Annotated in this window: 13 protein-coding genes; 9 read left to right on the top strand and 4 right to left on the bottom strand. The window is 63.3% G+C overall.

Annotated features, from left to right (window positions below):
* The first annotated feature begins 1 nt into the window (after position 1).
* Genes Q0071_RS03505 through Q0071_RS03465 form a run of 9 tightly spaced genes read left to right on the top strand, consistent with a single transcriptional unit; the run spans position 2 to position 5,893 of the window.
* Entirely contained in the window at positions 2-367 is a 366-nt protein-coding gene (locus tag Q0071_RS03505) for a hypothetical protein (RefSeq protein WP_298165338.1), read from the top strand.
* On the top strand, positions 364-2,271 hold the full coding sequence (locus Q0071_RS03500) for a DNA cytosine methyltransferase (protein WP_298165336.1): 1,908 nt from the start codon (positions 364-366) through the stop codon (positions 2,269-2,271). The genes Q0071_RS03505 and Q0071_RS03500 overlap by 4 nt, the downstream gene beginning before the upstream one ends.
* The gene (locus Q0071_RS03495; protein WP_298165334.1) at positions 2,268-2,573 is read left to right on the top strand and encodes a hypothetical protein; all 306 of its coding nucleotides are present in this window, start codon (positions 2,268-2,270) and stop codon (positions 2,571-2,573) included. Before Q0071_RS03500 ends, Q0071_RS03495 begins: the two co-directional genes overlap by 4 nt.
* Entirely contained in the window at positions 2,570-2,734 is a 165-nt protein-coding gene (locus tag Q0071_RS03490) for a hypothetical protein (protein ID WP_298165332.1), read from the top strand. Before Q0071_RS03495 ends, Q0071_RS03490 begins: the two co-directional genes overlap by 4 nt.
* A complete protein-coding gene (locus Q0071_RS03485) occupies positions 2,731-3,603 on the top strand; it encodes a DNA adenine methylase (protein WP_298165329.1) in 873 nt (290 codons plus the stop codon). The genes Q0071_RS03490 and Q0071_RS03485 overlap by 4 nt, the downstream gene beginning before the upstream one ends.
* Positions 3,600-4,343 (top strand): site-specific DNA-methyltransferase, encoded by a 744-nt coding sequence (locus tag Q0071_RS03480; RefSeq protein ID WP_298165327.1) that lies wholly within the window; start codon positions 3,600-3,602, stop codon positions 4,341-4,343. The genes Q0071_RS03485 and Q0071_RS03480 overlap by 4 nt, the downstream gene beginning before the upstream one ends.
* The gene (locus Q0071_RS03475; protein ID WP_298165325.1) at positions 4,340-4,516 is read left to right on the top strand and encodes a hypothetical protein; all 177 of its coding nucleotides are present in this window, start codon (positions 4,340-4,342) and stop codon (positions 4,514-4,516) included. Before Q0071_RS03480 ends, Q0071_RS03475 begins: the two co-directional genes overlap by 4 nt.
* Entirely contained in the window at positions 4,513-4,788 is a 276-nt protein-coding gene (locus tag Q0071_RS03470; protein WP_298165323.1) for a helix-turn-helix domain-containing protein, read from the top strand. Before Q0071_RS03475 ends, Q0071_RS03470 begins: the two co-directional genes overlap by 4 nt.
* Before the next feature lie 13 nt (positions 4,789-4,801).
* Positions 4,802-5,893 carry a site-specific integrase gene (locus tag Q0071_RS03465; RefSeq protein WP_298165321.1) on the top strand — a complete coding sequence of 364 codons (1,092 nt, stop codon included), beginning with the start codon at positions 4,802-4,804 and terminating at the stop codon, positions 5,891-5,893.
* Positions 5,894-6,235: 342 nt separating this feature from the next.
* Here Q0071_RS03465 and Q0071_RS03460 read toward each other — a convergent pair whose 3' ends face one another.
* The 4 genes from Q0071_RS03460 to Q0071_RS03445 are packed head-to-tail and all read right to left on the bottom strand — an operon-like array spanning position 6,236 to position 14,122.
* Positions 6,236-9,325: a type I restriction endonuclease gene (locus Q0071_RS03460; protein WP_298165319.1), complete on the bottom strand. Its 3,090-nt coding sequence runs from the start codon at positions 9,323-9,325 to the stop codon at positions 6,236-6,238.
* Entirely contained in the window at positions 9,322-10,371 is a 1,050-nt protein-coding gene (locus tag Q0071_RS03455) for a restriction endonuclease (RefSeq protein WP_298165316.1), read from the bottom strand. Before Q0071_RS03455 ends, Q0071_RS03460 begins: the two co-directional genes overlap by 4 nt.
* On the bottom strand, positions 10,368-12,305 hold the full coding sequence (locus Q0071_RS03450; RefSeq protein ID WP_298165314.1) for a restriction endonuclease subunit S: 1,938 nt from the start codon (positions 12,303-12,305) through the stop codon (positions 10,368-10,370). Before Q0071_RS03450 ends, Q0071_RS03455 begins: the two co-directional genes overlap by 4 nt.
* Entirely contained in the window at positions 12,302-14,122 is a 1,821-nt protein-coding gene (locus Q0071_RS03445) for a class I SAM-dependent DNA methyltransferase (RefSeq protein ID WP_298165312.1), read from the bottom strand. The genes Q0071_RS03450 and Q0071_RS03445 overlap by 4 nt, the downstream gene beginning before the upstream one ends.
* Positions 14,123-14,430: the final 308 nt, after the last annotated feature.

Genomic DNA, 14,430 nt, shown 5'->3' with positions numbered 1-14,430 from the left:
CATGAGCGACAAAGCGACCTTCGATCAATTCACCCGCTGGCTATGCCCGCTTTGCAACGAACCCGGCATCGATAGCTGGAACAAGGCGCTACACGACGGCGTCAACCACCACGGCAACTATCCCAACCCATGGATACTTGGTGATGATTGCCAGAAGTGCTGTCATCCGCTGACGGTTGCCTACTTCGCACATGATGAAGCCCCGCGCGCCCTCGCCGCCCCGAACGATCATTCCTACGATTATGAACCGGCTGCCATGGCCGAGTTTCAGGCCAATCATGGCGCTGGGGTAGAACTCCTGCCGTCCCTTGTCCGCGACAGCGACTGGAGCCGGGGCTGCCTTGCCGCGAAGGGTCAGATCCAGTGAAGGGTCTTTTCATCGACGGTTTCGCCGGTGGCGGCGGGGCCAGCACCGGCATCGCGCAGGCGATCGGGCGGCATGTCGATATCGCCGTCAACCACAGCGCCACGGCCATTGCGATCCATAAGGCCAACCACCCGACCACCGAGCATTTCTGTCAGGATATCCGCTCGCTCTGGCCCGCTGCGGCAACGCGGCTGCGCCCGGTCGATGGGGCCTGGTTCTCGCCCGATTGCAAGGAATACAGCAAGGCCAAGGGCGGCCCGGTGAAGGACCGCCATATCCGCGCGCTCTCCGATGAAGTCGAGGTCTGGCTCAAGGAAACGCAGCCCACCGTCGCCTACCTCGAGAACGTCGAGGAATACGAGACCGCCGGGCCGCTCGATGAGGAGGGCCGCGAGATCAAGGAAATGCGCGGTGTGCCCTTCAAGCGCCGCGTCGCGCGGTGGCGGCGGCTCGGCTACCGGGTGCAATGGCGCAAGCTGCGCGCCTGCGATTATGGAGCACCCACCTCGCGCCGGCGGCTCTACGTGATCATGCGGCGCGATGGCTTGCCCATCGTGTGGCCAAAGCCGACGCACGGCGCGCCCGATAGCGCGGCGGTGCGCAAGGGCAAGCTGCTGCCCTGGCGCACGGCGGGCTGGCATGTGATCGACTGGTCGATCTCCTGCCCCTCGATCTTCGATCGCAAGCGCGAGCTGGCGGATGCGACCAAGCGCCGGATCGCCCACGGCGTGATGCGGTACGTGGTGAATGCGGCGAAGCCGTTCATCGTGCCGGTCACCCACGCCGGCAGCGTCCGCATCCACGATATCGATGAGCCCATGCGCACGATCACCTGCGCGCATCGCGGCGAGTTGATGGTCGCAGATCCCGTTCTCGCGGCGCATGTCACCAAGTTCCACTCGGGCAGCATCGGCGCCGATATGGCCAACCCGATGCCCACCGTCACCGGCAACGGGCAGCCTGCCCGCCAAGCCGGTGCGACGCCCTTGGGCATGGTCGATACGGTGCTCGCCGCCTTCATCAGCTACGGCCAGCAGGGCGGCGCTAGCCATTCGGCAGATGGCCCGATGCACACGATCTGCGCATCGACGAAAGACACCAACCAGCTCGCCGCTGCCACGCTGGTGTCAATGGGCTATGGCGAACGCGAGGGACAAGCGCCGCGCGTCCCCCATGTCGACAAGCCGCTCGGCACGATGGTGGCCGGCGGCGGCAAGCATGCGGCCGTCACCGCGTTCCTCTCCAGCTTCTATGGCAGCGACAAGGTGAACGGCGGCGGCGAGGCAGAGCTTCCCCTGCGCACCGTGCGCGCTGGCGGGCAGCATCATGCGGTGGTGGCCGCGCACCTCGAACAGGCCAACGGCGGGCCGCGCAATCGCAACAGCGCAGGCCGGTCTGCCGCGCGCCCGCTCTCGACCGCGACCACCACCGGCTCGCAGCAGCGCGTGGTGCAGACGGTGATGATCGAGGAAGATGCCCTGCCGCCCGAGCTGCTCGAGCGCGCGGTCAAGACCGCTGCCTTCCTCGTGAAGTTCTATGGATCCGGCTGCCATGGCGAGACTGCGCAGATCCAGCCCGCTGACCGCCCGCTCGACACGGTGACCACCAAGGCGCGCTTTGCCGTGGTGACGGTGACGATCGACGCCAAGACCTATGTCATCGTCGATATCGGCCTGCGCATGCTCACCCCGCGCGAGCTGGCCCGCGCGCAGGGCTTCCCCGAGGACTATGTGCTCAACCCGATGGTCCGCAAGTTTCTGCGCGGCAAATGGGTGGAGCGCCCCCTCACCATTTCCGAACAGATCAGCGCGATCGGCAACAGCGTCTGCCCGCCCGTGGCGCGTGCGCTGGTCTCCGCCAACCATCCAGCCACCAGTGAGCGCGAGGAGGCGCAGGCCGCATGATCATTATCCGCGTCGAACTCTGGTCCGCCCTCACCGGCCAGAAGACCGAACTTGCCCGCATGGTCATCGACAACATAGGCGGAACCGCAAACCTTGGCGACTATCGCTGCCGGACCTTGCGGGGCCGATCGGAGGAAAGCCTCGATCGCTCCATGCAGGCAATGAGAACCACCGGCACTCAGCGCGAAGGGCGCGTCCTGCGGCACCCTAGACTGCGCGAGCACGTGTGGAACCTCGTGGCGAAGTCGCTTTCCAGCATGGGCTACGGCCAGACAAAAGCGAAGGCAGAGGAACTGCTGTGAGCGCCCTCATCCCCCGAGCCATCCTCCAGCGCGCCATGCAGCGCCTGGTCGAAGAAGGCCGCGCCGAGTTCGTGCAGACGCGCGGCCGCTCCGCCATTCGCCTCACCGCCTTAGGCCTCGCGCTCAAGGGCGGCGCGCAGCATGGGAGGAAGGCGCGATGAATGCTGTCGCGATCACGGCCCCCTCTCGCCCTATCCTTCGCTGGCACGGCGGCAAGTGGCTGCAGGCGCGATGGATATTGCAGCACTTCCCCCCGCACCGCGTCTACGTCGAACCGTTCGGCGGGGCGTGGTCGGTCGGGTTCCGGAAGGAGCGCAGCTATGCCGAAATCTGGAATGATCTCGATGGCGAGCTGGTGAACCTGTTTCGGGTGCTGCGAGAACCGGCGCGCGCGGCTCGCCTAGTCGAAGCGATCAGCCTCACCCCCTTCGCACGGGACGAGTTCAACGCCGCCTACACGCCCGCGCGGGGCGCGCTGGAGCGAGCGCGGCGGCTCCTCGTGCGGTCGTTCATGGGCCACGGCAGCGACGGCGCCAGCGGGCTTTACCGCACCGGCTTTCGCGCGGCCTCGAACCGTTCCGGCACCACGCCCGCGCATGATTGGCGCAATTATCCGCCAGCGCTGGTCCAGATCATCGAGCGGCTGCAGGGCGTGGTGATTGAGAACCGACCGGCCATCCAAGTCATGCAGCGACATGATGCCGATGACGCGCTGCACTTCGTAGATCCGCCATATCTGATCGAAACAAGAGCTCGAGCCAACCGCCGGCCGGACAACGGCGGCGTCTACCGCCACGAACTGACCGATGAGCAGCACATCGAATTGCTCGAGGCGCTGGTGGAGCTGCGCGGCATGGTGGTGCTCTGCGGCTATCCCTCGGAGATGTACGACGACATGCTGCCGGGCTGGCGGCGAATCGACCGCAAGGCCTACGCCGATGGCGCGCTGGAGCGCACCGAGTGCCTCTGGCTAAACCCGGCCATCATCGCCCGCCGCAGCAATGGCCCCTTGTTCGAGAGCGCAGCATGACGCCCGTCGAGATCGGCCCGCACCGCCTGTTCCTCGGCGATGCCTACCGCATCCGGCCCACGCTGGGGTGGCAGGATGCCGATGTGATGGACCCGCCCTATGCCTTCAACAATTCCGGTGGCGGCGCCTTCCGCAAGACGCGCGAGGGGGCCAATCGCATCGTGGAGGAAAGGCTCGATCGCGGCTTCGATCGCTCTATCATCAACCCGGCCTATAGCGGCGCGGTGGTGGTGTTCTGCCACCAGGATCAACTCGGCGATCTGATTCCTGAGATCGCCGAGGATGACCGGGGCGATATCGATGCCCTGATCGTAGCCGACATGTTCGCCCACCTGCGCCCGCGCTTCTACCGCGCCACGCTCTGCGTTTGGACCAAGCCGAACCCCTCGCCGATGGCCAACAAGAACTATCTGGCGGACATGGAGCCCTACATCCACGCCTGGAACCGGGGCTATCACCCGCAGGGCGAGCACCATGACAAGCACCGCTGGACGCACACCGGAACCATGCGCACATCCGCCTTCGATCACCCGACGGTGAAGCCCGATGCCCTGATGAACAAGATCCTACGCAACGTGGCTGGCGACACCGTCTGCGATCCTTTTATGGGCACCGGCTCCACCGGCGTCGCCGCGATCCGCGCCGGCAAGGTCTTCACCGGCATCGAACACAACCCCGCCCACTTCGAGACGGCCGTCCGCCGGATCACCGCGGCGTGGGAGGAGCGGTGCGCGGCATGATAGCGCCGATGACCCATTACTGGCGGATCCGCGCCACTCTGCCCGAACGCTTCGGCCAGCCCTGCCGCGTAATCGCGCGGGGCAGGATGAACAGCATCCAGATCGAGTTCGCAGACGGCGTGAACCACATCGTCAACCGCTACGCCGTGCGGCGGCTGCAGGACGCGGGATGAGCCGTCCTCTCCTCCTCACCGAACCCGAAGCCGCCGCGCTGCTGCAGCTCTGCCCGCGCACTTTGCGCAAGGCGCGGCAGGAGGGGCTGCTGCACTATGTCTTGATCGGGCGAACGGTGCGCTACACTGTCGCGGATCTCGAATCGTACATCGAAGCCCTCCGCAAGGTGCAGACGCCGTGCCCGCCATCACGCCCAGCGCCCAAATCGTCCAGATCGCGCCGCCAGTCGGCCACGATCGTGCCCTTCACGGCGCGGCGCCGCTCCGCCTGAAGGGCGCGAGGCCGTGAGCGTCTACAAGCCCAAGGGCAAGCCCCACTTCCATTTCGACTTCCAGTTTCGGGGAAAGCGCTACCACGGCTCCACCGGGTGCACGTCTCGCCGCGCTGCAGAGGCTTTCGAGCGGCGCGAGCGGCAGCAAGCCGCCCTTCCCGTGCAGGCGCGCCCGGAGATCACGCTGGACGAGGCTGCCAGCCTCTATCAGGACCATGCCGAGACGCTGCCGAGCTGGCCCACCATCCGCTACATGCTCGATGCTCTGGTCGATGGCCTCGGCCCCAAGCGCCTGCTCTCCGAGATCACCCAGCGCGATCTGCAGATCTACTTCGCGCGGCGCCGCGATGAACGATCGAACGCCTCGGTCAACCGCGAGATCGAGAACGCCCGCTCGCTCTGGCGCCGGGCAAAAGATGCCCGGTTCGAAGTGGGTGAGATGCCCACTTGGGGCACCCTCATGCTCAAGGTGCCGAAGAAGCCACCGCGCGAGCTCGATCTGAAAGAGGAGGAGGGTCTCTTCGCCGAGCTGCGCGAAGACCTCGCCGATGCCGTCGATTTCCTGCTCAAGTCAGGCTGGCGCCGCGCCGAGGTGCTCGGCCTGCGCTGGTCCGATGTGAAGTTCCCCACCAGGCAGGCAGCGACCCGGATCAAGGGCGGCGATACCGTCATGCGCCCGCTCACTACCACCCTGATCGAGATCATTGCGCGGCAGCCCCAAGCGGGGCCGTTCGTGTTCACCTATGTCGCCCAGCGCACCAAGCCCGCCTTCGTCGACAAGCGCGGCCGCAAGCACCCTGCACGCCTCGCCGGCGAACGCTATCCGCTCACCCCCACCGCACTCCGCCGCCCCTTCGCCCACGCCAAGGACGAGGCTGGCATCAGTGATTTCCGGATCCACGATCTGCGCCATACGCGCGGCACCCGCATCGTGCGCGCGACAGGATCTCTGGCAGCGGCAAAGGAAGCCCTGAAGCACAAGCGCATCGAAACCACCCTGCGCTACGCCCACGTCCTTGACGAAGACGTACGCAACGCCCTCGATGCGAGCGAACAGTCCCGGCATAGTCCCGACCAAGTGATATCGGAGAAGCGGAAAGCCTAAGGCCCTCAACGCTTTGGGCCTGCCCTGGCATCCCCGTGTAAACGAGATGCTCTACCAACTGAGCTAACCGCCCGGCATGCCGGAAGTGGCGCTCATGCTGGGTTTTGGGTGGTTCGTCAATGCCGGTGACATGGCAGGGAGAGGCAGCAAAAGCGCCCTGATTGTGTAGAGAGTCCCGAAATAGTCCCGAAGTGGGTTGGGCATCAAACCAGCTGAACTGCACGAGTCGCGGGATGTGCAAGATGCTGGCTGCCAGCTTCGAGCGGGACTTGATGTGCATGCGTGATACCGTGGCACGGCGGTATCGCCGTTCGATGCAGGCTAGGGTCACATCGAACGCTGTCAGCTGGTTTCGCGCAAAGCCTCGTAAGGCTGCCCAGGTCCCAGTAGGATGTCTTTCAGCCCATCCCTGACCTTCTGGCTGTTCAGAGCCTGCGAACTCATGGCCTCATGCGCTGTAAGCGCGTCCATCACAGCGTTGAGAATCTCGTTTGCCAGCGTCGGAGACGCGGCAAATTGGGCCTTTGAGTTGTTCTGCGCCTGCATCCGCAGTGCCGGGGATTCAAGCAGCTTCCCCTTGAGAACGTTGTTCACATAGATGAGCTGGTCGTCATCCGTCAGTTCACCCTCGAAAAGATCGTTCACCCTCGCGATGATCTCGGCAAGCAGGGCCTTTTCCTTCTCTTGAACGCTGCCTGACCCGGCACCTGTGATGGGACCAAGCATCGGCTTGTCGCCCCCTGCGATCGTGAGATCGCGTTTGCCCTGGTTCTTGAGGCTGTGATGCGTGAGTTTCACGTCTGATAGGTCGACGCCTTCACGCTCACGTCCGAACTGGAGGAGCGGGATGAGGCGCTTGTAGAACATGAAGCGCTTCTCGACGTCGGTGCTGCCGTAGTCGAATATCTGCGACAGGAACGTATATAGGCGGACGTAGGCGCCCATATCGTTCTTGAAGAGAAACAAGGCATCGACCTCATCGCGCGCACTGTCCGCCGTGCCATTGTCGTTGTTGGCCTGCGCGGCCTTGAGCCGATTGGTGGCCTCCTTGAACTGAACCAGCAGGCGCTGAGCCACCGGTTCAAGCGCTGCTATCAGCTGACCCTGCGTCGCATGAGGGTCCATCTCCACCGCGACCAGCCGCTCGACCTCGTAGGTGTCGTAGTGGCCAGAGGCATCGAGCTTGGCCCGCAGGTCGAAGATCATGTTGGGGTCAGTCGATGCCTCGATCTCCGCAGTCTCATAATACTGCCGGAACGCCTGAAGCACCTCTTCCGAGCTGTTGACGAAGTCGAGGACGTAGGTCGTGTCCTTGCCCGGATGTGACCTGTTGAGGCGTGACAAAGTCTGCACGGCCTGGATGCCCGCGAGCCGGCGATCAACATACATCCCGCAAAGCAGCGGCTGGTCGAAGCCCGTCTGGAACTTGTTCGCCACCAGCAGGATCTTGCAATCCTCGTCGGTGAAGGCTTCCCGGATGTCCCGGCCCTTGAGTGTCGGGTTGAGCTTCGCACTTGTTTCAGTGAGTGGCTCGCCAGTGCCATCAGGGTCGGCAATGTCGCCCGAGAAGGCGACCAACGTGCTCATCTTGTAGCCCTGCGACTTGATGTAGCTATCGATCGCCAGCTGCCAGCGCACGGCCTCGACTCGGCTGCCGAGCACGACCATGGCCTTCGCCTTACCGTTCAGCAGCGGCGCCACGTTCTCGCGAAAGTGCTCGACCACGATGTGGACCTTCTGGGCGATATTGTAGGGATGCAGTCGGACCCAGCGCATGATGCCCTTCATGGCCGCGCTCTTCTCGACTTCCTGCTCGTCCCACTCCTCGCCGCCATTGGCCAGTTTGAAGGCCAGCCGGTAGGGTGTGTAGTTCTTCAGCACGTCGAGGATGAAACCTTCCTCGATCGCTTGCCGCATCGAGTAGACATGGAATGGCGCGGGCTTGTTGGTCTCGCTCGCTGCTGCATCCGGGTTCGGACGCCGGCCGAAGAGTTCCATCGTCTTGGTCTTCGGCGTCGCGGTGAAAGCCACGTAGGTCACGCCGTCCTTGGCCGCACGGGCTGCCATCTGCGCCGCCAGAATGTCCTCGGCTGAAATCTCCCCGCCGTCGCCAAGCTCTGCGAGCTCCTCCGGCGAAAGGACGGCCTTGAGCTTCGACGCTGTTTCGCCCGCTTGGCTGCTGTGCGCTTCGTCAGCGATGACAGCGAAGCGCTTGCCCTGTGTCGCAGCGCGCTCGCGCACCGCTTCCAGCGCGAACGGGAAGGTCTGCATCGTGCAGACGATGATCTTCTTTCCCGCATCCAGCGCATCGGCCAGCGCAGCGCTCTTGCTGCCGCTATCGCTCGTGATCGTGGCGACAACGCCCTTGGTCCGTTCGAACTCGAACAGCGCTTCCTGAAGCTGCGCGTCGATCACATTGCGGTCTGACACCACGATCACACTGGAGAAGATCTTGGCGTCGGTATCGTCGTGCAGGTCGGCGAGGAAATGCGCGGACCAGGCGATCGAGTTGGTCTTGCCCGAACCGGCGCTGTGCTGGATCAGGAAACGTCCACCGGCCCCTTCGGCCTTCACCTGCGCGCGCAGCTTCCTGGTGGCGTCGAGCTGGTGATAGCGCGGGAAGATGATCCCGCCGATCTGCTTCTTCTTGTCGCGCTTGGCGATCATGTAGCGGCCGATTATCTCCAGCCAGCTGTCGCGCTGCCAGACTTCCTGCCACAGGTAGGCCGTGGGGTGACCGGGGCCATCAGTGGGGTTGCCGGCGCCGCCGTGGTTGCCGCGGTTGAAGGGCAGGAACCGGGTCGCACCGCCTTCCAGCCGGGTCGTCATCATCACATCGCGGTTGCTGACAGCGAAATGGACGAGTGCGCCGGTCGCAAACGTCAGCAGCGGTTCGCCGCGCGGGTTGCGGTCGAACTTGTATTGGTCGATCGCGTCGGCGATGGACTGGGTGAAGTTGGTCTTCAGTTCAGCCGTGGCGACGGGGATGCCGTTGAGAAACAGACCGAGGTCGATGCAATTCTCATTGGCCTTCGAGTAGCGCAGCTGGCGCACCACGCGCAGGCGGTTGGCCTGATACCGCGCGACGATGGCGCTGTTCATCCCCGACGCCGGCGCGAACTGGGCGAGGCTGACGAGGCCCTTCACCCCGATCATCTCAATGCCATAGCGCAGCACATCGAGCGTGCCGCGATCATCGAGTGACTTGCGCACCCGGTCGCACAGCACATCGATCGCGGCATGCCCATGAGACTTGGTGAGCGCCTCCCAGACAGCCGGCTGACTTACCTCCAGCCAGGTCTGCAAGTCCTCGGGATAGAGAGCGCGTGCACGGTCGTAGCAGGCGGCCGAGCCTTCCTCGTAGAGCCAGTCCGCAGCCTTGAGATCAGCGCAGATCTCGTCCTCGAAGGTGATTTCCTTGTGGATGCTCATCCCGCGCCGCCGGTCGTAGGGACCCAGATCTGCTTGAGCGGCAGTTTTGCTCGGGTTTCCTCCTTCAAGTCGGCATAAGTGCGAAACAGGGCCTTCAGCAATTCATCCATCTGCCACAAGCGCAGCTTGAAGAAGTTGTTGTCGAGCTCCTTCTGGGCAACCGCGTTGACACCGCCAATGCTTACGAGCAGCCCTGTCTGGGCTTGGGAGTTCGAGACGGAGCCGATCAGCCTCAACACGACATCGTGGTTAGCCGCGCCATCGCCAGACTTCACCTGAACGCAGATCCGATCTTCACCGAGCCCCAGAGTCCCGCCTGCGGCCAGAATGTCGACCCCTCCGTCAGCGCCAGGTGGCGACAGCTTTGTCGTGTAACCCTCAGCATTGAGAATTTGCGCGACCAGATCGGCAAGCGCGTGCCCCGCGAACTCCGATTTGATCAACGAAATGATCTGCTGGTTCGCCAAGTCCTCAATGTCCTGCGTCGCTTCCGCCGCGTCTACAGCGTCGTCCGTTGCAGCAGCAGGTGTGGAAGCCGTTCCTTGGCGCCCCATGAGAATGCCCGGATCGTTACCCGTCGCGAGCACAGCCTTGACCCGTTCCACCGCAGTGTTCCGCTTGATCTCGCAAACGGTCATGAACGCACCGAATGAAAAGCGCAGGTCCTGTTTGAAGGCTTCGCGTGGAATGGCTTCGTTCAGCCACTTGACGGCGCGGGTGTGATAATTGGGGCTATTCGGATCATACTGGTATGGCCCTGTCACTTCCCCAATGGCCACGCCACTGGTCAGCTTCCGAGGTAGGACCACAAGGTCACCCACCTCAATCACATGGGCAAACTGATTGAGTTGGGCGGCAAAATTCTTGAGCGTGTTGGCGCTCCGTGCCGGCAAAACCTTATCAAGGTGGCCCAAGATTGCGGCACGATCGGCGAACTGTGACAGATCGCCGACCTCATTGAAGTCGATCATGGCTTTGCCCATCGCGATCGCGTTGGCTTCCTGCTCACCATGGCGACCGGCGCGAACAATCCAGAGGCGGGTCATGCAAACAGGTTCCCTTGGTGGTCGGTGCGGGGAGCAGTGCCGTCGGGGACGGCACCATTGCGGCGCATCCACGCGATCCAGAGTTCCAGCTCGGCCCGCTTGAACTTCCTGGCCTTTTCGTCGTGCCAGTTGGTGAGCACGCCGTTGAAGATGGCGTCATCGTCGGCGGGGCGGTCTGCGGCGAGAAGGTCATTCCAGACCGCATAGAGCGTTGCCACCGCTTCCACACCGTCTCGACCGATGCCACTCAGGTCTGCGAGGAGCCTCGACAGGCGCTGTGCGCGTTCTTCCCCAGCAAGGCTGCGGAGGTCTTCCATCGGAGCGCGAGCAGCCTTGGGGACGGCGTAGGTGACTGGGTCGCCCTTCTCGGTCGGTTCGTTCGTCTGCACGCCGCACAGCTCGGCTGCACCGCGCTCCAAGGCCGCGATCAGGTTGCTGTCGTAAGGCCCCGCCGCATAGCGTTCGTAGCGCCCACCCAGCTCGCTCAAGCCGCAGTGCGCCTCTGCGAGGTAACCGCCCTTCATGACCGCCATGCGGCCCATCCGTCCGAGTTGCAGCACGGCGAAGCCACCGACTACGGCGCGCAACGATGGCAGCACGCGTTCGACCGGCGCTGAAACCGCGCTGCCGATCGATCCGCGCACGTCGATCTTGCCGGTGACGGCGGCGAATATCAGTGCGGCGCGGCGTTCTTGCAGGAGGGTGATTGCGGATTGGGCTTCGTTCACGAGCGCCCCGAAACTTGCTGCTTGCTGATCCAAATGCTCCGCAATGGCGCGCTGCTCCTCTACAGGAGGTAGAGGCAACACAACCTCACGAACGTTCTCAAGGCTCAGCCCCTGCTTCAAGCCATACATGGCCAATGCAAGCTGTTCCTGTCCCGGAAGTCCGAACAGCCCATACGCTAGGTATCGGCCACAAAGCTGAGCCACCGAAGGGCGCAACAGGCAGACGTGCTGATTGATGTAGGCTTCTTCTGAAAGAGCAGAGATGTGCGCAACGGCACCGGTCCTGCCGCCAGTAATGCAAACTGCGACGTCATCAGAATGGAGCCGAGCGCGATCGGCGTCCGGGCCATCGGGCGCTTCGATCCGCTTCCCGTCGCTAAAGTCGGCTTCCATGTCGCGACCGATATTCTGTGACTGGAAGAAGAACGAACCCTCTTCACTGGCAAGATCGGACCACCCGCGCGGACCAGATGTTGCAAGATCAATTGAGCGTTTCAGGGACGCGACCTCCCAATGCGACGGGACTTCGCCCAGCCATTCGATGCCGCTGTCTTTCATGGGGGCGTTGGGGTTCAGGCCCTTGGTGACGGTGTGGGAGATCACCACCTGCCGCTTTTCCTTCAGCAGCGCGATCAACCGCTCCTGCTCTGCCACCAGCGCATCGATCTTCTCAGTTTCGCGATCTAGGAAGGTGATGATGGAACCTTGTTCGGCCGTGCTGGGCAGCATGACCGGTAGCCATTTGACATCCGAAAACTTCATAGATTGGCGAAGCCCGCCACCCATCGAGTAGAACACCTTGGTGACGTCGTATGCCCGAAGGAGATACGCGAGGAACTCTGGTTCGATCGCAGTTGGTCGCGTAGCGAGATAGGCCGAAGTGATGATCCCGCGCTCTCGGACAATCCCCGTCCTGAGGCTTCGTTGATCATTTTGCAGATCCGTCAGACGCCAGATAATGTCGTCTCGTTCGACGATCTGATAAGTCTCGAACGATGCTGGGAGAAGGCCATCATTGTCATCGATGTTCTTCCGTTTGATCTGCCCGTAGCTTAGCGACAGAAGGTTATCCTCCTGCATCCCCGTATTGCTCTCATCTCGTTCTTGCACGAGAGCGAAGAGCGGATTCCGCTCCCAATGGTTGGGCACCGCACCCAACCACGGCACCCCACTGTCCTTGTATTCTGCATAGGCCGGAAAGCTCACGCCGCCAGCTCCGTCAGCATCGCCTGAATGCGTGCGGTCACCCCGGCAAGCTCGGCGTCGATCTCGGCCAGCGAGCGCGGCGGTTCGAACACATAGAAATGCCGGCTGAACGGGATCTCGTAGCCGACCTTGGTCTTCTCGTGATCGATCCAGGCATCCGGCGCGTGGGGTTTCACTTCGCGCGCGAAGTAGGTTTCCACGTCCTCGGTCAGCGGCACGTTCTCAGTATCGCGCAAGGCGCTGTCGGGCTGTAGCTTGCCCTTGGCCTTGCCCTTCTGGCCCAGCAACGGCTTGCCGTTCTCGTCCCGTAAGGGCCGCTCCACGGTGATGGTGCGATAGCCGAAGCTCTCGTTGGCAAAGATGCGCGAAAGCGGCGCGAGCTTCACCTTGCCGCCTTCCGGCGCGGCAGGCGGAGCTTCGCCCGCGATCACGATCTCGCGCGCGACTTCCTTGCCGCCTGCGTCCAGCACCGTCGCCAGCTCTGCCTCGACGAAGGCGCCGAACAGGCGGGTGACGTCCGCGATATGCCCCTCGCCCATCTCCTTGCGCTTCGAGCCGAGGGACTTGCGCATCTTCTGAGAGAAGCTGCTGGCATCGATCAGCTGCACCTTGCCAGTGCGCGCCTTGGGCTTCTTGTTGGAGAGAATCCAGACGTAGGTGGCGATCCCGGTGTTGTAGAACATGTCGGTCGGCAACGCGATGATCGCCTCGACCAGATCGCTTTCCAGCACATGGCGCCGGATCTCGCTCTCCCCGCTGCCCGCGCCGCCGGTGAACAGCGGCGAGCCATTGAGCACGATGCCGAAGCGGCAACCGCCCTCGGTCCAGGGCCGCATCTTGGAGAGCAGGTGCATCAGGAACAGCAGCGATCCATCCGACACGCGCGGCAGGCCGGGGCCGAAGCGGCCGGCATGGCCAAGGCGCTGATGCTCATCCTGCACCGCCTTCTGGACTTTCTTCCATTCCACCCCGAACGGCGGGTTGGAGAGCATGTAGTCGAAGGTCTGGCCGGGGTGGCCATCATCGGAGAGCGTGTTGCCCTGCACGATGCGACTGATGTCCTGCCCCTTGATCAGCATGTCTGCCTTGCAGATCGCGTAGGATTCGGGGTTCAGCTCCTGCCCCGACATGGTGAGCTGGGCGCCGGGGTTGTGTTCGTGGAGGTATTCGCCGGCGATGGAGAGCATGCCGCCGGTGCCCGCGGTGGGATCGTAGATCGAGCGGACGACGCCGGGGTTGGACAGCACATCGTCATCCTCCACGAACAGGAGGTTGACCATCAGGCGGATGACTTCGCGCGGGGTGAAGTGCTCACCCGCCGTCTCGTTGCTGATTTCCGCGAACTTGCGGATGAGCTCCTCAAAGACGAGGCCCATCTGGTTGTTGTCGACCCGGCTGGGGTGAAGGTCGATCCCGGCGAAGCGCTCGGTCACCTGATAGAGTAGGCCGTTCTTCGCGAGGCGATCGATCTGCGCGCCGAACTCGAACTGATCGAAGATGTCGCGCACTTCGGGCGAGAAGCCCTGGACGTAGCTCAAGAGGTTGGTGCCGATGTTGTCCTGATCGCCGATGAGCTTGGCGAGATCGATGGTGGTGCGGTTGAAGAACCCTTGCCCCGCGGCGCGCAGCAGGAAGGGATCAGGGCGGCCGGCCTCGACTTCCTTGAGCACCGCCGCCCTGGTGGGCGCGAGAACGCAATCGAGGCGGCGCAGGACGGTGAAGGGCAGGATGACCCGGCCGTATTCAGACTGCTTGTAATCCCCGCGCAGGAGATCTGCGACGGACCAGATGAAATTGGAAAGCGATTGGTGATTCAAGGTGTTCCCCTCCGATAGGGGGATTGTGCCCGAGGGAGGCTGCGTGGGCAACGGGGAGGTCGGCTCTAATGGAAGGAGGGGTGAAATCCGAAGGCCCGGCGGATCGGAAGCATCCGCGATCTAAGGGAAAGCCAGCGATCAAAGGGGCCATGGAACGCTAAAGCGTGAAAGCCGACAAGACCCGCGACTTCACCAACCACGCGGTTCGCTGGGCAGTCGAGGTAATCGGTGGCCCATCTTATTTTACGTGGCTTTGCAAAGGGTGATCACCATGAGAATGAAGCGATGAAGATCGTTCTGGTGCTGTC

Origin of the sequence: Novosphingobium sp. (genome assembly GCF_027486195.1) — a bacterium.
Lineage (GTDB): Bacteria > Pseudomonadota > Alphaproteobacteria > Sphingomonadales > Sphingomonadaceae > Novosphingobium.
Note: the sequence above shows the minus strand (reverse complement) of the source record. Positions and strands in the feature narration are given on the sequence as shown.